Consider the following 21,552-nt stretch of genomic DNA (forward strand, 5'->3'; position numbering starts at 1 on the left):
TTATTATAAATGCAATGAGAAAATAACGATGAAACTAACTCCGAGAGAAAAAGACAAATTATTACTGTTTACAGCAGCATTGGTCGCCGAAAGGCGAAAAGCGCGAGGGGTAAAATTAAATTATCCTGAATCAATAGCACTAATTAGCGCCGCAATTTTAGAAGGTGCTAGAGATGGTTTAACTGTTACTGAATTAATGAATTTAGGACGAAAAGTCTTAACGCGTAACGACGTAATGGAGGGAATTGCCGATATGATCCAAGATGTTCAGGTTGAAGCAACATTTCCTGACGGGACTAAATTAGTGACTGTTCATAATCCTATTATTTAAAAGGTAAATTATATGATTCCAGGCCAAGTGATTGTACAAGCGGGTAATATTGAATTAAACAAAAATCGCAAAACCATTCAAATAACAGTTGCTAATCATAGTGATAGACCTATTCAAATAGGCTCTCATTATCATTTTTTCGAGGTTAATCCAGCCTTAAAATTTGAGCGTGCCATTAGTTATGGATATCGCTTAGATATTGCAGCCGGTACTGCTGTACGGTTTGAGCCTGGGCAAAGCCGTACTGTAGTGTTAGTTGAACTAGCTGGTAAAAGGCAAGTGTATGGATTCCAAGGTGCTGTAATGGGTGCATTAGATAATAAAGGAATTGAAAATGAGTAATATTTCTAGACAAGCGTATGCAGAAATGTTTGGCCCAACCACCGGAGATAAAGTTCGCTTAGCCGACACCGAGTTATGGATACAAGTTGAGCAAGATTTCACTACTTATGGTGAAGAGGTTAAATTTGGTGGTGGAAAAGTAATCCGTGATGGTATGGGGCAAAGCCAATTATGTGAAGATTTGGTTGCCGATGTTGTAATAACCAATGCTTTAATCATTGATCATTGGGGAATTGTTAAAGCTGATATTGGTATTAAAAATGGACGTATTTTAGCTATTGGTAAAGCGGGAAATCCCGACATACAACCAGATATAACCATCGCTATTGGTGCTAGCACTGAAATTATTGCTGGCGAAAATAGCATTGTTACAGCAGGCGGAATTGACTCTCATATCCATTTCATTTGCCCACAACAAGCTGAAGAGGCTATATGTTCAGGAATAACTACATTTATAGGTGGTGGTACCGGCCCAGCAACGGGAACAAACGCAACCACGTGTACACCAGGTAAGTGGCATATCGAAAAAATGTTACAAGCTTGTGATAATTTACCTGTAAATATTGGGTTATTAGCTAAAGGGAATTGCAGTGTTATTGAGCCATTAATCGAACAAGTCAATGCCGGCGCTATTGGCTTAAAATTACATGAAGATTGGGGCTCAACACCACAAGCAATAAGTAATTGCCTTGATGTAGCCGATAAGATGGATGTACAAGTAGCTATTCATACCGATACTTTAAATGAATCTGGCTTTGTAGAAGACACTCTCGCTGCCATTGGAGAGCGAACCATTCACACTTATCATACGGAAGGCGCAGGAGGCGGCCATGCCCCCGATATTATAAAAGCTTGTGGTTACGCTAATATTTTACCTTCCTCCACAAATCCTACTCGCCCTTATACTATCAATACTATTGATGAACATTTAGATATGTTGATGGTTTGTCATCACTTAGATGCTGGAATTGCAGAAGATGTTGCTTTTGCCGAATCAAGGATACGCAGAGAAACTATTGCTGCGGAAGACATATTACATGATTTAGGCGCATTTTCTATGATTTCATCAGACTCTCAGGCTATGGGACGAGTGGGAGAGGTTATCATAAGAACATGGCAAACTGCTCATAAAATGAAAACGCAACGTGGCCCATTATATCCAGATAATCAACAGAATGATAATTTTAGAGTTAAACGTTATCTAGCTAAATACACTATAAATCCAGCGATTACCCATGGTATAAGCCATGAAGTAGGTTCTATTGAAGTAGGAAAATTAGCCGATTTAGTCATTTGGCAACCTGCTTTTTTTGGCATAAAACCAAGTTTAATTATTAAAGCGGGAATGATTGCTTACGCCGAAATGGGTGATGTTAATGCATCAATTCCCACACCACAACCCGTACACTATCGCCCTATGTTTGCTAGCTTAGGAAAAGCAGGTTTTTTATCTAGAATGACATTTATTTCACAATCAGCTGCCGATTTAAATGTAGCAAAAAACTTGGGATTAAAAAGTTTGATTGGTGTGGCAAAAAATTGCCGTCAGATTAAAAAACAAGACATGATCCATAACTCATGGCAACCCAATATTGAAGTGGATGCCCAAACCTATGAAGTAAAGGCCGATAACAATCTATTGAGTTGTGAAGCTACATCTATCTTACCAATGGCACAGAGATACTTTTTATTTTAATAAATTGAGAACATAACATCATGATAATTTTAACAAAGATACTTACTAAACCATTAACAAAAACACAACTACAGTCTGTCAAATACTGTACTAAATTAGATATTGATAGCCGAATAAAAAGCCGCAGCAAAATAGTGCTTAATAGTGGTCAGGAAGCCGGTGTTATATTACCTAGAGGTTTATTAATTCGCGGTGGTGATTATCTTGCAACAGAGGATGAATCAATAATTATTGAAGTATTGGCTGCAAACGAAAATGTATCCACAGCCTACTGCAATGATAAATTGTTGTTAGCCAGAGCATGTTATCATTTAGGTAATCGTCATGTTCCATTACAAATTGCTACAGACTTTGTTCGTTATCAACATGATCATGTGTTGGATGAAATGCTAACACAATTAGGAATTAAAGTACTGGTTGAACAAGCTCCATTTGAACCGGAAGCTGGAGCCTATCAAAGTAGTGCTATTGGCCACCATCATCATTAAGATAAAAAACATGCTGCAATATTTACGTAACTTACAATTAGCCAGTGCAAATTTACCTGTTGGGGGATTCACCTATTCTCAAGGATTAGAATGGGCAGTTGAAGCCAAATGGTTAACTAATCAAATCGAAACCAAAGATTGGCTAATACAGCAAATGTATAGCACATTGCGCTTTTGTGACTTACCTATTTTGGCTCGACTACATCAATGTACTATTAACCAAGATGAACAAGGTTTTAGTTATTGGACTAGAAATTTACTACGTCAACGAGAAACAAGTGAATTAAGACTTGAAGAACAGCAACGAGGAAAAGCCTTTTTTCGATTCCTAGAAGGATTAGGGTTTATTCATCCATGGCAAAATTTATTAATACAGTCACAAGTTGCCGGATTTGCTTGGTATGGTGCCACAAATAAAATGTCGTTAGAAGATATACAAATAAGCTGGAGTTACAGTTGGCTCGAAAGCAACATTATGGCGGCAATCAAATTAGTACCTTTAGGACAGCAAGCAGGACAACAGCTGATTTATCAATTATCAACATTATTACCTTCAATTATTAAGCAAGCAAATGATGTTAAAGATGATGATATTGGCGCAGGATCGCCTTTAGTAGCTATTGCCAGTAGTTGTCACGAAACACAGTACTCAAGACTGTTTCGATCATAAATTAAGCTCATAAAATTATAGAAAAAAGAGAAGAGAATATGAATACCATTACACATACACCGCTAAGAATTGGAGTTGGCGGACCGGTAGGATCAGGAAAAACGGCCCTACTTGAAATGCTATGTAAAACAATGCGCAACAAATATCAATTAGCCGTTGTCACTAACGACATTTATACAAAAGAAGATCAGCGAATATTAACCGATGCAAAAGCATTAGATCCCGAACGTATTGTTGGTGTTGAAACTGGTGGTTGCCCACATACAGCAATTCGCGAAGATGCATCAATGAATTTAGCTGCAGTTGAGGGATTAATGGAAATGTTTCCACATCTAGATATTATTTTTATCGAAAGTGGAGGAGACAATCTTAGTGCAACTTTTAGTCCTGAATTGGCCGATCTGACTATCTATGTCATTGATGTTGCTGAAGGAGAAAAAATTCCACGAAAAGGAGGTCCTGGTATAACTAAATCAGACTTTTTAGTCATTAATAAAATTGATCTCGCACCGTATGTCGGTGCTTCTTTAGCAGTGATGGAATCTGATACCAATAAAATGCGCATTGATAAACCATGGGCATTTACTAATTTACGGACGAAACAAGGATTAGATAAAGTCATTGAATTTATTGAAACCAACGGTTTATTTAAATAAGTTTATCACATTCCCAACATTATCCAGATAAATAATGTTGGGGAAGTTAAGAACCAAGCATAAACATTTAACCTAGCAATTAATAAGCTTAAATTAAATTGTTAATAACAAGTTAACGTAATTATTTTTCTTTATGTTGAAGACGCTTTAATTCTTCATCAATAAAATATTTCACTAAATTAGCATACAATTCTTTAATGATATCACCATCGAGACCTAACTCATCAGCCCAAAGCTTACGTTGCTCAAGCATACTATTAAAACGTTCTTTAGCTTGAACATCGATAGCATTTTTTTTGAACTGACTGGCGGCTTTAACATAGTCAAAACGAGTTGCTAGTAATTGAATTACTAGATGATCGATATTATCAATTTCCGCGCGAATATCATTCATATCACGACATTCATTGGCTAAGACATTTGGACGGTATTGGAACATATAATATGGCCGATAATTGATAGTTTTACTATCTTAGCACTGTATAAATATTGCTAAAAGGATTTAAATTGCAGAATTTGGAATTGGTGGGTCAAGGGAAACTAAACAACCAAATAAAAAACCTTATTAATACTATATTTTAACACAACCAATCGCACACCTAAACGTATACCTAAAACGAAAAGTGACCGCTAAAATTGGGTATTTTTAGTACTCACTTATTTTGGATTTAAAGTTGATTTTTCGCGGATGTAAAAATCTGTCCAAAGAGGCTGTACCCAAATTTGAGTGTTAAAGAAATTACCCCCTCCATTAAAATAAAATTTTATAAAAAACTGTCCATACTATACATGATTTTTTATAAGCCTTATTGTATAAGGGTTTGTGCTATGTATAGTCTACATTTTAACTCTGCATAACTCTACATTTTTACTGTACATAAAAACAACGAATCTTTTTCCTATAACTTAATTATTGTTATACTTTTTAAGCATAAAAAATAGTTGTATGTGAGGTCATTTTGGATATTAAAGTATTACGTTATTTTTTAGCTCTTGCTAGAGCGGAAAGTATCACTGCGGCTGCTGAGTATTTACATCTGACTCAGCCAACATTATCTCGTCAACTGGCTGAATTAGAGCAAGAATTGGGTAACACCTTATTTATTCGAGGCAGTCGTAAAATTACCTTAACCGATGAAGGTATGCGTTTACGCAAACGTGCTGAAGAAATTTTAGAATTAGTGCAAAAAACTGAATTAGAGTTTCAAACCTCAGCTGAGGAAATCAGTGGCAATATCTATATTGGTTGTGGTGAAACCCATGCCATGGGATTAATTGCTGAGGTTGTTAAAGCATTACAACACGACTATCCGCAAATTCATGTGCATATTTATAGTGGTGATGCTGATGAAGTAACAGAACGTCTCGATAAAGGCTTGCTCGATTTTGGATTATTAATTGGTGTGGAAAATATCAGCAAATATGAGTCGTTGCTATTGCCGGAAAAAGATACTTGGGGAGTGTTAATGCGTAAAGATAGTCCACTTGCACATCAAGATGTGATTAGACCTAGCGATTTATGGAACTTGCCACTTATTATCTCTAAACAGAAAGAAGTCGATAACCGAATTACGCGCTGGTTAAAACGTGATTTAGATAAACTCAATGTAATTGGCTCATATAACCTACTTTACAATGCCTCACTTATGGTCGAAAAAAACATGGGTTATGCATTAAGTATTGATAAGCTGATTAACACGACAGGTAATAGTCATCTTTGTTTTAAACCTTTAGAGCCACAATTAATGGTTGATATTCACTTAGTTTGGAAACGTTATCAAATTTTTTCAAAAGCAGCTGAAATCTGTTTACAGCGAATGAAACAGGCTTTTTCTCAATAAATTCCTCTGAATATAGAAGTGAGCAAAATGATCCTCCTATTTTGCTGGGCTTATTCTTATGACTTCTTTTTATTGATATTAATTACATTAAATACAGTTTATACCCATGCTTTTAAGGCATAAATAACCATAAAATATAAGTAATTTACATATATTTAGCTGCTATTTAGACTATGACCCATTCCACAACTATTCAATTCATTCGTCTTTAATATAATAATGGGATTAACCATGTCAGATAACACATTAAATTCCCCAAGTACGGCGTATTGGGGAGCAATATTTTCACTATTTATTGGAGTAACAAGTTTGATTGCCGCGGAATTTATTCTTGTTAGCTTATTAACCCCTATCGCACAAGATTTCAATATTACTGAAGGTCAAGCAGGCCAAAGCGTCACAATGGTGGGGATTTTTGCGGTAGTCACCAGTTTGCTTCTCGCACCCATGACCCAAAATATTAATCGTCGAGTAGTATTACTCACTTTTTCTATTTTATTAGTATTATCCAATTTGTTCGTTGCTGTTGCGCCTAATTATTTCATTATGCTGATTGGTCGAGCGCTATTAGGGATTTGTGTTGGTGGATTTTGGTCAATGGCATCTGCTGTAGTATTACAATTAGCGCCGAGTAAAGATATTCCTCGAGCATTAAGTATTGTCTATACCGGAGTGTCGGTTGCAACGATTATTTCACTGCCTCTTGCCAGTTATTTAGGTCATTTAGTCGGTTGGCGTAATGTGTTTTTTATTGCTGCGGCGTTAAGTTTTATCGCACTAGTTTGGCAACGGCTTACCCTACCATCTTTACCGCCGCGTGAAAGCAGTAATTTTAAAAATATGTTTGCCCTATTTAAGCAAAATTGGTGTTTTCTTGGCATTATCGGTACAATTTTTAGTTATGGAGGCTATCACCTCTTTTTTACTTATCTGCGACCGTTTTTAGAACACAATTTAGCACTACAAACAGGTCCATTAACCCTTATTTTATTGGTGTTTGGTATCGCTAATTGCATCGGAACCTTTGTTGCGGGTTTACTACTTGGCCGATTTTTTAGACCTGTGATGATCGCTATTCATTTAGTCTTAGCCGCTATAGCCATGCTCTTATTTATTAAATATAGGTTTTTAAGTTCTGATAATGTGACTATGGATACTACATTAGTGATTGCTTGGGGATTTGTGTTTGGATTTATCCCTGTTGGTTGGTCAACGTGGATCACTCGAACGCTTGCTGATAAAGCTGAATTGGTTGGTGGATTGTCGGTTGCCGCGATTCAACTTTCCATTGGTTTAGCAGCTGGTGTTGGTGGAATGACCTTTGACCAATTAGGGGTTAGTGGCATTTTTATCACGGCCACGATTATTTGTATTATAGGTGCCATCATTACCGCCTTGTGTTTTAGTTTATATAAAAAAGCAACAGGCAACCTTGCTTAATTAATCTTATATAGATAAAAAGGATCACAAATGAAATTCAAGTTTACGACTTTAGTGTTTATGCTAACTTTTGTACAAACAACACTTGCGAACACGGCAGAAGTGGCTGTGCAACATTTTCCAAATCCATCAACAGTGAGTCAGGCATTACAACCTTTAGTCTCTGGCGACCCCCCTTCCTTTTGGAAGGATCATCCTAAAACTAATTCCGAATGGCATCAATGGGTTGATACGATTGCTGCCCAAACATTAAAAACACTTCCTACGTTAAAAGAACGAATGCAAGTCAGTGTTACAGCTACGCAGCTTGGTAATGTTAATGCCTTTATGGTCACACCTAAAACGATTGCACCATATAATCAAAATCGTATCTTATTACATTTTCATGGCGGTGGTTATGTGCTTAATCCAGGTGAGGCAGGTACCGCTGAAGCAATTATGATGGCGGAATATGGAAAAATCAACGTCATTTCAATTGATTATCGAATGGCACCAGACTTTCTGTTTCCAGCGGCCGTAGACGATGCACTAACAGCCTATCGCGAATTGCTTAAACAGTATCCTGCCGAGAATATTGGCGTATTTGGCACCTCAACTGGCGGTGGTATGACACTAGCCTTAATGCTAAATGCCAAAGCTCACGACCTACCTTTACCAGCGGCGATCGTTGTTGGCACGCCTTGGACCGATTTAAGTAAAACTGGTGATTCCTATTTTACGCATGAGGGGATTGATAATGTGCTCGTCAGTTATGACGGCTGGTTGGGAGACGCAGCCAAACTGTATGCTGGCGATCATGATCTTAAAGAGCCACTATTATCTCCCATTTATGGTGACGTGAATGATTTTCCACCAACGCTGTTAGTTACGGGAACGCGCGATCTATTTTTAAGTAACACAATCAGAATGCATTTGAAATTACGAGATGCCGGCGTGGCTGCTGATTTAGTGGTGCTAGAAGGCGTATCTCATGCCCAATATTTAATGGTTTCTGATGCGCCAGAAGCCCAGCGTTATTTTAATGAAGCAAGTCAGTTTTTTGATCAGTATCTAGCTAACTAATTCTCACTCTAGGCGATATCATCATGATAAATAGACATCCATTACGACAATTAAACTTGTTTATAACCGCATTTATTACACTTTTGATGAGTTTCTCGGCGTTTAGTCAAAAAACTGAAAGTGCAACATTAGCAAAAATAAAACTGACTATTGACGATCAGCAAGTGATTGTCAATTTACTCGATACTCCTGCCAGTCATCAGCTACTGGCACTGCTACCTTTAACACTGACTTTTAGTGATTATGTTGGAGCCGAGAAGATCGCTTATCTGCCACAACGCTTAATTACTCAAGGTATGGCAAGTGCCGCTCATATTTCTGGGGATTTTACTTATTATGCGCCTTGGGGGAATTTGGCTCTGTTTTATCAAGGTGTAGGAACTAATTCACAATTGTTTACATTGGGTCATATTGAGTCTGGCCGAACCGTATTAGCAAATTTAAAACAGGATTTTGTGGCAACACTAAGTCGTGTGGAGTAAATTAAATAAGGCATTAAAATATAAAAAAGTGGATTTATAAAATAGTGGTAATATTATTACTTTTATCCGTTGCACTGGCAATCGCTTACCCAAGTTGGCGAGCAGCTATTTCGTACTGTTGAAACAAGTTTTGCTAAAATGGATAACGAACTTCAACAGATTGAAAACTATCGAAATTGACCATCTGGCTTAGTGCGTATTAACTGTGGACTACAAGTGATTGAGACGCTACTACTCTCTAAATTAGCCCATTTTAAGGACAAATATCCTGATATTCAGTTTGAGTTTATTAGTAATAATCGTTTTGTTGATATTGTTGCAAAAGGATTTGATGTGGGTATTCGTTTTGGTAGTGATGTTGCGGAAGATATGGTCGCTTTTTGCATTAGTCAACCTATGAAAATGGCGGTTGTAGCAACGGCTGATTATTTTCAAAAAAAGGATTTCCTAGCACGATACAAAAGTTAACACAACATCAAGGTATTAGTTATCGTTTATCCAACGGACATCTTTTTTAGTGGCAATTTGAATACTCAGGTCAAATTGTTAAAATCACCCCACAAGGACAATGGATTTTAAATGATGATTATCCAACGCTCGTTGCCGCAAAAATGGGATTAGGGATTGCTTATTTACCCGAAGAACTGATTGCAAAGGAACTGGTTAATGGTCAACTCATCCGCATTTTTAATGAGTATAGCTATACTTTTCCATTTTTATACCTCTACTATCCACATCGCAATATATCATCCGCATTACGGGTTGTGGTGAATACGTTGAGGGTTTAAATTTAAATGTGAAGATTTAGAGGATTGTTCAATTTTTAAGAAATAAAATTATAATCGTTATTAAGGCAAAGTTATGAAATCTATTTTTCCAGCCCTGTTATAGGACTCGGATAACTTAACTAATATGTTGAATAAAAATAAAAAATTTAGTTAATGTTTTTTTCTGTATCCTGTTTGGTATCCGATTTAATGCTAGATTTAGGATAATTGCAGTTGAACTCGGTTGAGTAAGGATTTCTTGAAAGTGTTTGTATATAAGGGTTTGATTGACTTAGGTAGAGTTGTGTAGATATGTTAATGGTGGGTGGTCGGGACTTGAAAAACGTCTTTTAAACCATTTTGGGTAAATGATTTCTATTTTTTATATTCGTTAGTGTACCCCAAAAATAAAAAGTAACCCCTAAAATTGGGTATTTTTAGTACTCACTTATTTTTGATTTAAAGTTGATTTTTCGTGGATGTAAAAATCTGTCCAAAGAGACTGCACCCAAATTTGAGTGGTAAAGAAATTAACTACCCCCATTAAAATAAAATTTTATAAAAAACTGTACATACTATACATGATTTCTTATAAGGCCTATTGTATAAGGGTTTGTGCTATGTATAGTCGGCATTTTAACTATACATAACTCTACATTCGAACTGTACATAATTCAGTGGTGTAAAAATTTTTTATTAGATTAGCTAAATAATGGACTATTTATTTTTATGATTTTGATTATTCCAAGTCAACTATAATGTTATACTTAAGGGAATAAACTTCAATGCGGTTAAGTTGTATTTTCTATATCCAACATCTTTAGGAGATTATAATGAATAGAGAAACATTATTTAACTATGCCAAAAAACATTTTCATTCAGAACCTAATTATCTGTGGGAAAATTTACCTAATTATGCAGTATTGCGACATCATCAAGATGGTGATAAATGGTATGCTATTGTTATGAATGTATCTGGCTCAAAACTTGGTATAAAAGATGATAAAGAGATTGATATTCTGGATATTAAAGCAAGACCTGAACATATAGGATCTTTAAGGAAAAAAGAAGGTATTTTGCCAGCATATCATATGAATAAAGAACATTGGATCAGCATTATTCTTTCTGGACCTTTATCAGATAAAGAAATATTCGATTTACTTACCGAAAGTTATCACTTAACTTCAAAGTAATTTTAGCCTTAGCTTTAGTATATTTGTTTATTTCCTTAAGTATCTATTTTGTATAATACAAAAAACCACCAATCAAGGCGGTTAGAATATTCATAAACAAAAAAGCAGGCTCATCTGCTTTAGGTAACCAATTTATACAGCTTATTATGATTTCTAACCTTGTTCATCTTCACCAAATTTTTGGATACAAAAATCAATAAAACATCTTAGTTTAGGTAAAACATGGCGATTAGATGCATAAAGAATATGCATGGGTCGGGTTGGTACATGATAATCAGGTAAAAGATGAACTAACAGTCCTTTTTCTATTGCTGGTGTCACCATTTCGGCTGATTGTAACATAATACCTAATCCAGCAATGGCAGCTGGTAATAGTGCATCACCACTGTCGGTCATGAATCGCCCTGATACAGGTACAGAAAAATGACCTTCAGCTCCCTCAAATTGCCAATGAGTTTGTAATGTTGTGTGAGAAAAACCTAAACATTCGTGATATTTAAGATCTTTTGGTGAATTAATCGGTGGTGAGGATTTTAAATATAAAGGGGCAGCACACAAAATCAACTGGTAAGGTTTTAATTTTCTTGCAATTAATCCACTATCAGGTAATTCGCCAACTCTGAAAACTAAATCAAATCCTTCATCAATTAAATCAACAATACGATTAGTAAGTGATAAATCAATGGAAATTTCTGGATAAGTGCTTAAAAACTCGGGTAACTGAGGTGCTAATGCATGAGTGCCAAATGTTGTTGGTGCACTAATCTTAATTCGCCCTCGAGGTATGGCATTAATTTGTGCTGCAATCGCTTCTGACTCTTCAACTTCGGCAAGAATATTTTTGGCACGTTCATAAAATGCACGTCCTACTTCGGTTAAGCTCTGGTGACGAGTTGTTCTATTTAACAAACGAACATTTAGGTGTTCTTCAAGCATTCGGACATGTTTACCGACTAATTGTGGTGACATATTAAATACGTTCGCTGTAGCCGAAAATGAGCCTAATTCAACGGCTTTCACAAAAACAGACATAGAAGTTAATCTATCCATTAGAAACAATTTGTTTTTAAATATGAAATATAACTGAAATTTATCACTTTTTATTTCTATTGTATAGTTTTATCAATTCATTCATAAACAGGAGATAAAAATGAAAATTGCTATTATTGGAACAGGAAATATGGGGACAGGACTTGCAAATGTACTTGCCACAACAAATCATGATATTGTAATTGCAAGCAGAAACTCAGCAAAAGCTCAGACTCTCGCAAAAAATATAGGCGCTGAAAGCGGTTGTATTGAAACTGCGGTAAAATCAGCCGAAATGGTGATTTTAGCACTACCTTATCAAGCCGTAAAAGAGGTATTACTCTCTTGTGGTGATTTAACCGATAAAATATTAATTGATATAACTAACCCAGTTACGGAAGACTTTAAAGAGTTACTGATTGGTCATGTCACATCAGGCGCAGAAGAAATTCAAGCATTGGCACCAAAGGCGAAAATCGTAAAAGCATTTAATACTATCTTTGCTCAATTATTACCTACATCAGCACGAACAAAACAAACTTTGCAAGTTTTTATTGCTTCTGATGATGATAACGCGAAAACCGTTGTATCAAACATTGCTAATTCAATTGGATTTGAACCGATTGACGCTGGTTCTTTGTGTAATAGTCGTTTTATTGAACCTATTGGTGCAATGAATATTCATTTTGCCTTTTTCCTTGGGCAAGGACCAACTGTAGCCCCGATTTGGGTCAAAGCATAAATACGAAAATAATAGTCAATTTTGTTATTTAATTCATAATAAACAAAATGATATTAAAATTTATATTTCTAAATAGTCGCCATGTACGGTCTATATTTTAACTCTATATTCGTACTATACAAAAAAACCGCCAATCAAGGCGGTTTAAACATTAATAAATAATTAGCTTTAGATAGGCTCTTCCGCTTTAGGTAACCAGTCTTTGCTGACGTTTAAATTAAGTTCTAAATTAGTTTTATTTCCTGCTGTATAGCGCTTCTTCATGTATTGCTTGCCGTTCTCGTTCATTGCATAACTTAAAGATGTGCCGAACTGGGTAAGGGATAGGGGATTATTCAGCCCTGTGTTACGGATGTATTCGATATAAGCATGGTAAAGATACTTTCTTGGATTAAATGGCGTAATTCCAAGATTTCCTATTAACATACCGGTAGGGTTGTTTAACGCGTCAAAATAGCTACAGAAATCGACTAAATGGTCCGATTCTCTTTTAATAGTCGTTGCTTCTTCTGATTGTTGCTGTTTATGTAATCGTTCTTTAGCGTCATTAGGGTTAGCGAACTCATTAAGTAGCAGTCTAACAATTGAGGGTAGCTCTTGCTCTATTTTGCTAACCAGGTTTAAATCTCGCTCTTTTTCTGGTATAACCTCGCCAAAGTGAAATATTACTCTTCGCCTTGATATGCCCCCGTTGCGCTCATTAAATCGCATGGCTTCGTTGTTAATTACTAACACTACTGCTGGAATCTTGCAGGGATAGGGTTGCTTATGTTTAGGGTCAATTGCGACTTCATCACCGCCAGTAATCGCTTTTAATCCTGCGCCACTGCCCATGTAACGTGGTTGGTCGGGTAATATGACTAATGAGTAACCCACGATTAAGGCTCTGTCCCTTGCCTTTTCTAATGCGTCCATAGTGCCTATTACAGTATTGTTTTTACCTGATAACATCGTCGCAATTTCAGCAAAAACACTTTTACCGCGTTAATAATTGCCATTCAATCAAGCAACGCGTTTGTAATTCGATTCGGGCCATAGCAAGGGATTGCATAAATTGGGGAAGCTCTTGCGCGTTTATTGTTGGCATCTGCCCTTTTATAGGGCTTTCAAAAGCATCTTTTATCTTGGCTGCTGGGTTAGCATCAATCAAGCCTATATTCACCGCATAAAACATAATCTCATTGATACGTTGGCAAAGTCTTTTAATTGTTTCTAATTTACCATTAGCTCTTAGTGGCTCCATGGCCTTAATAAATTCTTTTGCTTTTAATTTAAAGATTGATTTATCACCAATATAAGGAAATAAATGTAACTCTAACGATTCCCACGTTCTTTTAAGGTGCTTTCAGTTACTCCTTTACCACTTTTAACTTTAAACCAATCAGCGGCTACCTTTTTAAAGGTGCTAGTAATTTCGTCATGCTTGCGTTGTTCTTGTTCTGCTTTGTGCTCTTGAGGATCTACACCTTACTTTATTAATTCTCGCGCTTCATCTCGTTGTTTTCGTGTTTGCTGTAGTGAAACCTCAGGATAACTACCGAAGCTAATTAATGCGCCCTTTTTGGTATACGGACGAGTATACTTAAAACGCCAGATTTTAGAATTATTCGATTTAACTAAGAGATACATACCACCGCCATCAAATAAAGAGTAATCTTTATCTCTTTGTTTGGCGGTTTTTATTTGGGTGTCTGTTAATGGATGTGTTTTCCTTCCCATAATTATTTAAGGTATACGATATATAGGTATATTGCATCTGTATACCTAAGCGTATACCTAAAAATTATGGTTGTAAATGTACTTTACTGATACTTAATGGGCAATGAAATAGACATTAAGGCTTGTTATTACTGGATTTGGTGTACTTTGTAGGGTTTAAAAGAATGTTACTGATTATTGAATTGGTGGAGCCAAGGGGGATCGAACCCCTGACCTCAACGCTGCCAGCGTTGCGCTCTCCCAGCTGAGCTATGGCCCCTAAAGGGATAAAAAACTGTGGCTAATAATATGCAACTAGTTAAATGGTGTCAAATAATTTAATATTATTTGCTCAAAAAACAAGCTAATAAAGCTCTGTCATAGACTGACAGAGCTTAAATGATTAACGTAAAATTGCGTTTTGATCCGCGCCTTCTGCTTCAACTTTTGGAGGCATAAAGTGTTCACGTTTCACACCTAATTTAAGTGACATATATGCTGCTACATAAATTGATGAAATTGTACCTAACACAATACCAACCCCTAATGTTTCAGAAAAACCTTTTAACATTGAACCACCGAAGATATATAAGATAATAACAACGGCTAATGTTGTACCAGATGTCATTAAGGTTCGATGTAATGTTTGAGTTAATGAAATGTTGATAACATCATATGGCGACGCACGTCGTATTTTTCTAAAATTCTCACGAATTCGGTCGAATACAACGATAGTATCATTAAGTGAATAACCAATGATAGATAACATTGCTGCAATAATGGTTAAATCTAACTCACGATCAAAGAGAGATAAATAGCCAGCAGTAATAACTACGTCATGCGCTAATGCTACTACAGCACCTGTACCAAATCGCCATTCAAATCGAAATGCAATATAAATTAAGATACAAATTAATGCGGCGCAGATCGCCAAAATACCATCTTGAGCTAATTCAGAACCAACCGTAGGACCAACGAATTCAACTCGCTTAATTTCAGCATTACTATCAATATCTTTATGTACTAAATTAGAGATTTTAGTACCTAATGCATTATCAATTGCAGATGATGCACTACCCTCATTTTGATTGGCGGTGGCTAATCGGATAATAATATCTTTACTGCTACCATAATACTGAACAACTGGCTCATGATAACCTGCATCACGTAAACTATTACGTAAATCATCAAGATTTACAGCTTTAGTTACTGTCAGTTCAACTGTGGTACCACCGGTAAAATCCTGTCCAAGATTAAAGCCTTTAACAAGAACTACCACAAATGAAGCAACAACCAATAACATTGAGATAACAAAAGCAATAAAGCCAAATTTTAAAAAGTCGAGTACTCTTCGTCCATGATTTAATTCTCTAACATCATGATTTTCTTTTTTATTAATAGTCACAATAAACCTCTAAATTGATAACTTATTGACGCGACGACCACCATAAATAAGATTGGCCAGAGCTCGAGTCCCTACGATCGAGGTAAACATCGATGTTACAATACCGATACCTAATGTAATGGCAAAGCCTTTGATAGAACCTGTACCTACTGCATAAAGAATAATCGCAGTTATCAATGTAGTAATATTGGCGTCAAAAATACTACTCCAAGCACCAGCATAACCTTCGTTAATTGCATGTTGGACACCTCGACCATTACTGAGCTCTTCTTTTATACGCTCATTAATTAAGACATTCGCATCGACCGCCATACCTACAGTTAGTACGATACCTGCAATCCCTGGCATACTTAATGTTGCTCCAGGTAATAAAGACATTGCACCAACAATTAAAATTAAGTTTGCAACTAATGCAAGACTAGCAAATACACCAAATAGACGATATACCACTAACATAAAGATTACCGAAATTAATAATCCCCATACACAAGATTCTAAACCTTGAGTGATATTTTCTTGCCCCATTGATGGCCCAACGGTACGTTCTTCGATTATTTGGATCGGCGCAATCAAGGCCCCTGCTCTTAATAGTAGTGATAAATTTCTAGCTTCATCAACACTACTAATCCCAGTTACTTGGAATCGGTCACTAAAAATACCTTGGATCGTTGCTACATTGATAACTCTCTCTTGTTTTTCAAGAATAGGTTTATCATTTTCATCACGTTTTCCAGTATCTTTATATTCAACAAATAATGTTGCCATTGCTTTTTTCAGATGTTTCTGCGTGAAATCAAGCATGGTTTTGCCACCAGCACTATCTAAGTTAATAGAAACTTCAGGTTGGCTATATTCATTTACTCTAAATGAAGAATCGGTAATATGATCACCCGTTAATACCACACGTTTATAAAGTAAGACCGGACGACCATTTTCCATATATTTTATTTCAGAACCATATGGAACACGCATTTCACCTTTTAAAATAGCTTCTAAATTAGTTGAACCATCTTCATTTACTTGTCTAAACTCGAGGGTTGCAGTTGCACCTAAAATTCGTTTAGCTAATGCAGTATCTTGAATACCAGGTAACTCAACAACAATACGATCAGATCCTTGACGTTGAACAATTGGTTCAGCAACACCTAATTGATTAACACGATTACGCAAAATGGTGGTATTTTGTTGTACAGCATCACTTTTAGCTTGTTGTAGGCGCTGTTGGCTAACACTAATAACGATGCTATTTTCACTTTGCGAAGTTAATTCATAATCTAGCAATCCATTAATTTTAGTAATGGCTTTGTTTCGATCTTCTGTATTATCGAATTGCATTAAGATTTGTTGATTACTACTTTTATTTAATGCTTTGTAATTTAGATTATTTTTATTGAACTCTGCTTTTAAATTTTCAATCGATTGTTCTGTCAATTTACTTAACGCAGTAGTCATATCGACTTCCATTAAGAAATGCACACCGCCACGCAAATCGAGCCCTAATTTCATGGGTTCGGCACCAATCATCGTTAACCATGATGGTGTTGCAGGCGCTAGATTTAGTGCAACAGTATAATCATCACCTAATTCTTGTGATATCAATTCCTTAGCTTTCAGCTGAGTATCATTATCACTTAAACGAATTAAAATAGATTTATTTTCATAAACCAGTGATTTAGGTTCAATTTGATTTTTCACCAAAAGTTGTTTGACTTTATCTTGCGTAGCAACATTAATTTCGGCACTATTTGAACCTGAAATTTGTATAGCGGGATCTTCACCATAAATATTTGGAAGAGCATAAAGTAGGCCGACGCAAATCACGACGACCAACATAATGTACTTCCACAAAGGATAGCGATTTAGCACGACATATTCTCTTGTGGGATTAGATAATTAATACAATGAATTATAATAGGAAAATCTATTATAATGATTTCATTGTTCCTTTTGGTAATACTGATGTGATAAAGTCACGTTTGATAACAACTTCAGTTGTATCATTTAACTCTAACACAATATAACCATTTTCATTAACTTTTGATACTCGACCAATAAGTCCACCATTAGTTAATACTTCATCACCTTTTGAAATAGAAGCCATTAACTCGCGATGTGCTTTAGCACGTTTTTGTTGTGGACGCATAATCATAAAATAGAAAAATAGTCCAAACACGACTAACATGATAGGTAAAAAATAAGGATTTGCTTCAGCACTAGCACCATCAGCTGCGTATGCATTAGAAATAAAAAAGTCCATATTGGTCCTCTTAATGTATATAAAAATATTAAAGTGCAGAATTATAACACAATAAATAAATCGATTATTAACTATTTCTTGCCAATATCTTTTAAGTCAACAACAAATATCGTTATTATTAACTATTTTATTCAATTAACTAAATAAATACAGTACCCACCAACAATGAACCAGCAAAAAATTAAGTCGTTAAATATTGTGCCATACTTACCAGGTTAAATAACCATTTAGGATAAACACCACATACCATGGTTAAAAATGCTGCGATAACAATAAACAATTCACTCACTTTTATATCTCGCCACTTCAATTTAATAATAGAATTATTACTTGAGAAATCATCACGATTGATAGGCCTGATATAAAGATTGAGAATAAGTCTTGAGTAGAAATATAATCCTATGGTACTACCAATCACTACTGCAGCAATTAACCACCATAATTCAGCCGTAACCCCTAATAGAACTAAAAGAAAACGTCCCACAAAACCCGCAGTAAGTGGTGCTCCTGCTAGAGATAATAAACCGACTCCCATTGCTAAGGCTAAAATAGGTCGACGCCAAAATAATCCTGAAAGATCAATTTCCTTTTCATGATCCTGTAACTCATTGGAATGGGATTCTAAGCTGATCACACTTAAAACACAGATGTTGGCAAAAATGTAGCCAATTAAATAAACACCTATTGTTTCTAAAGCGAGCACTTGATACTGCACGGCAATTAATGCCAGCAAAAGATAACCAAAATGAGCAATTGATGAATAAGCCAGTAACCTTTTTAAGCTACTTTGCATTAATGCCGATAAATTTCCCCATAGAATTGAACAAAAGGCCATAATAACCAAAATAATACGGATTGTTTCATTATTCACTATTGGCGCTAATAAAAATAGTCTGGCAATAGCACAAAACACAGCAACTTTACCTACAGTTGATAGTAGTAATGAAACAACAGTCGGAGCCCCTTGATAAACGTCGGGTAACCAAAGTTGAAAAGGTACCAGCGAAAGTTTAAAACCAATACCAACTAACATTAAACAAATACCAATTAATAATAAAGTACTTGGATAAGTCATAGTTGATAATTGATAACTTAAACCACTAAATGTGAGCTCACCAGTAGTTGCATAATAGAAAGCAATTCCCATTAACAAAAATGAACTAGCAATGGCGGACAAAATCATATATTTAATCGCAGCTTCAAGCGCATGAGTTTGGATATATTGATAGCCGATTAAACCTATAAATGGAATTGAAAGCAACTCAATGCCAAGAAAGAATGACATTAAGTGGCTAGCATAAACTAAAGTTATTCCGCCTAACGCCATAAACAGTAAAATTAGATAGAATAATCCATGGTTGATTTTTTCTTGTACAAACCATCGATAAGCTAATGATGAAACCACAATTGAAATAATTAAAATTAAGCAGGTATAAAGTAATCCATAACCATCACAAGTAAATAATGCAGTAACATGACGTGCTTGCCATTCGTTATTGGTATCATACTGCTGAGTATCATCAACCTGAGGGAATGGTCCAACCATATCATTATTTTCCGCAACAGATTCGGTAACTTCTTCACTTGTTGAGGCGGTAGTTTCTTGCTCCGTAGGTACGGTATCAATAGCGACTGTTTGTTCTGTTGCAGATGTTGTTTCGGTATTCTCTGGTGGCGAAGAAACCGATATTTGCATATTATCACTACTAATATCTGATATTGCTTCGGTATTAAACGAAATTTTATACCCCAAAAATGCTGAGCCGATTAGTGCAAAAATTAATCCCGATATGGTTAAAGTAGCACATTTTTTAGTATCTATTTTAAAAATAAATAGTGCGATGAGCAAAATTATTATGGCAAAGCTCAATATAAATATTGGCAATAAAGCTATCATAAGTTATTACTCTCCCACTCGTTCGGTAATTATATATTGCAGTGTTTGGTTAACAATAGAATAAGACATATCTAAAACCATTTTTGGATATAATCCAATAAAAATTAATACAATAAGAACACTAGACAATAGAAAAATATCTTTTTTACTCAGCAAGTGTTTTGTAACCGTAATTTTATCAACTTCACCATAAAAAATAGGTTGCATGCGAATAATTAACGATATCGACAATAACAATAATCCAATTGTTAATAAAATAGTGTAATAAGGATATGAATTATAACTACCTAATAACATCATATAATTACCTATGAAGTTAGCTGTTCCGGGAATACCTAACACAGCTAACATAAAAAACAGAGTAAAAGAAGACAAATACTTTACTTGCTCTTTTAAGCCAATAAATTGGTTAATATTTCGAGTTAAATAGCATTCTGCTAATAAACCACTTATTATAAACATGCCAACAATAGCTAAATTAATCGCTATCATTTGAATAACAACACCTTGGAAAGCAATAACTGAGCCGCTAAAGATAATCGCCGTCACAAACCCCATTAAAGCAATATGGATATAAGCAATCAGTTTCTTAATATCGGTTTGATTAAAAGCAAGTAACGCGGTGTAAAATAGCGTGCATATAGCTAATACTAAAATAAACGGCATAATCGCTAACGAAGCATTAGGGAAAAGAGGTATTACAAAACGTAATAAACCAAATGCCGCCGTATTAACTAATAAACCACTGATCATCATCGAACCACTTGTTGAAGATTCGATATGTGCATCAATAAACCAATTATGAAAAGGAATTAAAGGAATACGTATAATAAAAGCGGCTAAAAACCCTAGCATTAATAAAAATTCGGTATTACTTGAAATCGGCGTCTTAGTTAAAATTTGATAATCAAAAGTCCATTTTGCCGTTAGATTCCAGTTGATCAAAGCCAACGACACAATCGATATTAGCATTAGTAGGCTACTTATCTGAGTGTAAATTAAAAATTTACTAGCCCCATTAAAACGTAATTGAGAATTTAAATCGCGTCTGCCCCACAATGAAATTAAAAAATAAATTGGAATAGCTACCGCTTCCCAGAAGAAAAACATTAAAAACAGATCAGTAATTACGAATAACATCATAATCGCTGATGTCATAAATAATACACATAAATAAAACAATCCGACATTATTAAGATTTTCTTTACTAGAATAAACAATAACTAACAATACAATAAAGAGTGTTGAACTAATAATAATCAAAGATAAACCATCTAATACCAGATGAAAATGAATGCCAAGTAAAGGTATCCAATCAATATTAACTTCTTCAATCCAGTTTGGACTTTGTTCTAAAGCACTATTTGCATCTGCCCATAAAACAATTACCAAAATAAATGTGATTAATATGGTTGTAAGAGCAATCATCATTGGTAAACGTTGCCAACGCAACTGTATATCGGTTGAAGTCACGATTCTTTGTAAAAATACATGACAAAACCAACCAATAAATCCACCAATTACAGGTAAGAAAACAAGCCATAACAACATTAAGT

24 protein-coding genes and 1 tRNA gene are annotated in these 21,552 nt (G+C 35.4%); 14 read left to right on the forward strand and 11 right to left on the reverse strand.

Going from position 1 to position 21,552, the window contains the following annotated elements; genetic code table 11:
• The first annotated feature begins 28 nt into the window (after positions 1-28).
• The 6 genes from ureA to ureG are packed head-to-tail and all read left to right on the forward strand — an operon-like array spanning position 29 to position 4,183.
• Positions 29-331, forward strand: a complete 303-nt coding sequence (gene ureA / locus AC5LWZ_RS11515) for an urease subunit gamma (RefSeq protein ID WP_086363101.1) — start codon at positions 29-31, stop codon at positions 329-331.
• Between the two features lie 12 nt (positions 332-343).
• Positions 344-673, forward strand: coding sequence for an urease subunit beta (locus AC5LWZ_RS11520; protein ID WP_493463746.1), 330 nt, complete (start codon positions 344-346; stop codon positions 671-673).
• Positions 666-2,369 (forward strand): urease subunit alpha, encoded by a 1,704-nt coding sequence (gene ureC, locus AC5LWZ_RS11525; protein ID WP_493463747.1) that lies wholly within the window; start codon positions 666-668, stop codon positions 2,367-2,369. The genes AC5LWZ_RS11520 and ureC overlap by 8 nt, the downstream gene beginning before the upstream one ends.
• 20 nt (positions 2,370-2,389) lie before the next feature.
• Positions 2,390-2,857 (forward strand): urease accessory protein UreE, encoded by a 468-nt coding sequence (gene ureE, locus AC5LWZ_RS11530; RefSeq protein WP_086359529.1) that lies wholly within the window; start codon positions 2,390-2,392, stop codon positions 2,855-2,857.
• A 1-nt stretch (position 2,858) separates the two neighbouring features.
• Entirely contained in the window at positions 2,859-3,527 is a 669-nt protein-coding gene (locus AC5LWZ_RS11535) for an urease accessory protein UreF (RefSeq protein WP_493464210.1), read from the forward strand.
• Positions 3,528-3,565: 38 nt separating this feature from the next.
• Positions 3,566-4,183 carry an urease accessory protein UreG gene (ureG, locus tag AC5LWZ_RS11540; protein WP_086359531.1) on the forward strand — a complete coding sequence of 206 codons (618 nt, stop codon included), beginning with the start codon at positions 3,566-3,568 and terminating at the stop codon, positions 4,181-4,183.
• Between the two features lie 121 nt (positions 4,184-4,304).
• On the opposite strand, the gene AC5LWZ_RS11545 is transcribed toward ureG, so the two are convergent.
• Positions 4,305-4,622, reverse strand: coding sequence for a chorismate mutase (locus AC5LWZ_RS11545; RefSeq protein WP_493463748.1), 318 nt, complete (start codon positions 4,620-4,622; stop codon positions 4,305-4,307).
• A 520-nt stretch (positions 4,623-5,142) separates the two neighbouring features.
• Between AC5LWZ_RS11545 and AC5LWZ_RS11550 the strand changes: the two genes are divergently transcribed.
• The 7 genes from AC5LWZ_RS11550 to AC5LWZ_RS11580 all read left to right on the forward strand — a co-directional run bounded on the left by AC5LWZ_RS11550 (position 5,143) and on the right by AC5LWZ_RS11580 (position 10,968).
• Entirely contained in the window at positions 5,143-6,024 is an 882-nt protein-coding gene (locus AC5LWZ_RS11550) for a LysR family transcriptional regulator (protein WP_294892542.1), read from the forward strand.
• 231 nt (positions 6,025-6,255) lie between these two features.
• Positions 6,256-7,464: an MFS transporter gene (locus tag AC5LWZ_RS11555; protein WP_493463749.1), complete on the forward strand. Its 1,209-nt coding sequence runs from the start codon at positions 6,256-6,258 to the stop codon at positions 7,462-7,464.
• 30 nt (positions 7,465-7,494) lie between these two features.
• Positions 7,495-8,526, forward strand: coding sequence for an alpha/beta hydrolase (locus tag AC5LWZ_RS11560; protein ID WP_493463750.1), 1,032 nt, complete (start codon positions 7,495-7,497; stop codon positions 8,524-8,526).
• A gap of 23 nt (positions 8,527-8,549) precedes the next feature.
• Positions 8,550-9,008 carry a cyclophilin-like fold protein gene (locus AC5LWZ_RS11565; protein ID WP_493463751.1) on the forward strand — a complete coding sequence of 153 codons (459 nt, stop codon included), beginning with the start codon at positions 8,550-8,552 and terminating at the stop codon, positions 9,006-9,008.
• 216 nt (positions 9,009-9,224) lie between these two features.
• Positions 9,225-9,476 (forward strand): LysR substrate-binding domain-containing protein, encoded by a 252-nt coding sequence (locus AC5LWZ_RS11570; protein WP_366939977.1) that lies wholly within the window; start codon positions 9,225-9,227, stop codon positions 9,474-9,476.
• A gap of 104 nt (positions 9,477-9,580) precedes the next feature.
• Positions 9,581-9,796 (forward strand): LysR substrate-binding domain-containing protein, encoded by a 216-nt coding sequence (locus tag AC5LWZ_RS11575; protein WP_370548274.1) that lies wholly within the window; start codon positions 9,581-9,583, stop codon positions 9,794-9,796.
• A gap of 812 nt (positions 9,797-10,608) precedes the next feature.
• The gene (locus AC5LWZ_RS11580) at positions 10,609-10,968 is read left to right on the forward strand and encodes an MmcQ/YjbR family DNA-binding protein (protein ID WP_198201016.1); all 360 of its coding nucleotides are present in this window, start codon (positions 10,609-10,611) and stop codon (positions 10,966-10,968) included.
• 153 nt (positions 10,969-11,121) lie between these two features.
• On the opposite strand, the gene AC5LWZ_RS11585 is transcribed toward AC5LWZ_RS11580, so the two are convergent.
• On the reverse strand, positions 11,122-12,018 hold the full coding sequence (locus AC5LWZ_RS11585; RefSeq protein ID WP_370548235.1) for a LysR family transcriptional regulator: 897 nt from the start codon (positions 12,016-12,018) through the stop codon (positions 11,122-11,124).
• A 100-nt stretch (positions 12,019-12,118) separates the two neighbouring features.
• Here AC5LWZ_RS11585 and AC5LWZ_RS11590 point away from each other — a divergent pair, with 100 nt between their 5' ends.
• Complete coding sequence (locus AC5LWZ_RS11590; RefSeq protein WP_110447082.1) at positions 12,119-12,739, forward strand: NADPH-dependent F420 reductase; 621 nt, start codon at positions 12,119-12,121, stop codon at positions 12,737-12,739.
• A 168-nt stretch (positions 12,740-12,907) separates the two neighbouring features.
• On the opposite strand, the gene AC5LWZ_RS11595 is transcribed toward AC5LWZ_RS11590, so the two are convergent.
• From AC5LWZ_RS11595 to AC5LWZ_RS11635, 9 genes are all read right to left on the reverse strand, one after another.
• A complete protein-coding gene (locus AC5LWZ_RS11595) occupies positions 12,908-13,690 on the reverse strand; it encodes a primase-like DNA-binding domain-containing protein (protein ID WP_493463752.1) in 783 nt (260 codons plus the stop codon).
• Between the two features lie 25 nt (positions 13,691-13,715).
• On the reverse strand, positions 13,716-14,033 hold the full coding sequence (locus AC5LWZ_RS11600; protein ID WP_493464211.1) for a phage integrase central domain-containing protein: 318 nt from the start codon (positions 14,031-14,033) through the stop codon (positions 13,716-13,718).
• Between the two features lie 173 nt (positions 14,034-14,206).
• Positions 14,207-14,458 carry an integrase arm-type DNA-binding domain-containing protein gene (locus AC5LWZ_RS11605; protein WP_493463753.1) on the reverse strand — a complete coding sequence of 84 codons (252 nt, stop codon included), beginning with the start codon at positions 14,456-14,458 and terminating at the stop codon, positions 14,207-14,209.
• A 183-nt stretch (positions 14,459-14,641) separates the two neighbouring features.
• Positions 14,642-14,717 (reverse strand) — tRNA-Ala (locus tag AC5LWZ_RS11610).
• Positions 14,718-14,840: 123 nt separating this feature from the next.
• Complete coding sequence (gene secF, locus AC5LWZ_RS11615) at positions 14,841-15,836, reverse strand: protein translocase subunit SecF (RefSeq protein WP_065650862.1); 996 nt, start codon at positions 15,834-15,836, stop codon at positions 14,841-14,843.
• A 15-nt stretch (positions 15,837-15,851) separates the two neighbouring features.
• Complete coding sequence (gene secD, locus AC5LWZ_RS11620) at positions 15,852-17,708, reverse strand: protein translocase subunit SecD (protein ID WP_198201022.1); 1,857 nt, start codon at positions 17,706-17,708, stop codon at positions 15,852-15,854.
• A 58-nt stretch (positions 17,709-17,766) separates the two neighbouring features.
• Positions 17,767-18,099, reverse strand: a complete 333-nt coding sequence (yajC, locus tag AC5LWZ_RS11625; RefSeq protein WP_086359534.1) for a preprotein translocase subunit YajC — start codon at positions 18,097-18,099, stop codon at positions 17,767-17,769.
• A gap of 181 nt (positions 18,100-18,280) precedes the next feature.
• Positions 18,281-19,996 carry an NADH-quinone oxidoreductase subunit N gene (locus tag AC5LWZ_RS11630; RefSeq protein WP_493463754.1) on the reverse strand — a complete coding sequence of 572 codons (1,716 nt, stop codon included), beginning with the start codon at positions 19,994-19,996 and terminating at the stop codon, positions 18,281-18,283.
• 6 nt (positions 19,997-20,002) lie between these two features.
• Positions 20,003-21,547 (reverse strand): complex I subunit 4 family protein, encoded by a 1,545-nt coding sequence (locus AC5LWZ_RS11635; protein WP_493463755.1) that lies wholly within the window; start codon positions 21,545-21,547, stop codon positions 20,003-20,005.
• Positions 21,548-21,552: the final 5 nt, after the last annotated feature.

The organism is Gilliamella sp. LMG 34362, from assembly GCF_984569125.1.

What these genes read in the sequence shown, in the direction of transcription:
- ureA (WP_086363101.1), top strand. Translation starts at nt 29, where the DNA reads ATGAAACTAACTCCGAGAGAAAAAGACAAATTATTACTGTTTACAGCA.
- AC5LWZ_RS11520 (WP_493463746.1), top strand. Translation starts at nt 344, where the DNA reads ATGATTCCAGGCCAAGTGATTGTACAAGCGGGTAATATTGAATTAAAC.
- ureC (WP_493463747.1), top strand. Translation starts at nt 666, where the DNA reads ATGAGTAATATTTCTAGACAAGCGTATGCAGAAATGTTTGGCCCAACC.
- ureE (WP_086359529.1), top strand. Translation starts at nt 2,390, where the DNA reads ATGATAATTTTAACAAAGATACTTACTAAACCATTAACAAAAACACAA.
- ureG (WP_086359531.1), top strand. Translation starts at nt 3,566, where the DNA reads ATGAATACCATTACACATACACCGCTAAGAATTGGAGTTGGCGGACCG.
- AC5LWZ_RS11545 (WP_493463748.1), bottom strand. Translation starts at nt 4,622, where the DNA reads ATGTTCCAATACCGTCCAAATGTCTTAGCCAATGAATGTCGTGATATG.
- AC5LWZ_RS11555 (WP_493463749.1), top strand. Translation starts at nt 6,256, where the DNA reads ATGTCAGATAACACATTAAATTCCCCAAGTACGGCGTATTGGGGAGCA.
- AC5LWZ_RS11560 (WP_493463750.1), top strand. Translation starts at nt 7,495, where the DNA reads ATGAAATTCAAGTTTACGACTTTAGTGTTTATGCTAACTTTTGTACAA.
- AC5LWZ_RS11565 (WP_493463751.1), top strand. Translation starts at nt 8,550, where the DNA reads ATGATAAATAGACATCCATTACGACAATTAAACTTGTTTATAACCGCA.
- AC5LWZ_RS11580 (WP_198201016.1), top strand. Translation starts at nt 10,609, where the DNA reads ATGAATAGAGAAACATTATTTAACTATGCCAAAAAACATTTTCATTCA.
- AC5LWZ_RS11585 (WP_370548235.1), bottom strand. Translation starts at nt 12,018, where the DNA reads ATGGATAGATTAACTTCTATGTCTGTTTTTGTGAAAGCCGTTGAATTA.
- AC5LWZ_RS11590 (WP_110447082.1), top strand. Translation starts at nt 12,119, where the DNA reads ATGAAAATTGCTATTATTGGAACAGGAAATATGGGGACAGGACTTGCA.
- AC5LWZ_RS11595 (WP_493463752.1), bottom strand. Translation starts at nt 13,690, where the DNA reads ATGTTATCAGGTAAAAACAATACTGTAATAGGCACTATGGACGCATTA.
- AC5LWZ_RS11605 (WP_493463753.1), bottom strand. Translation starts at nt 14,458, where the DNA reads ATGGGAAGGAAAACACATCCATTAACAGACACCCAAATAAAAACCGCC.
- yajC (WP_086359534.1), bottom strand. Translation starts at nt 18,099, where the DNA reads ATGGACTTTTTTATTTCTAATGCATACGCAGCTGATGGTGCTAGTGCT.
- AC5LWZ_RS11630 (WP_493463754.1), bottom strand. Translation starts at nt 19,996, where the DNA reads ATGATAGCTTTATTGCCAATATTTATATTGAGCTTTGCCATAATAATT.
- AC5LWZ_RS11635 (WP_493463755.1), bottom strand. Translation starts at nt 21,547, where the DNA reads ATGTTGTTATGGCTTGTTTTCTTACCTGTAATTGGTGGATTTATTGGT.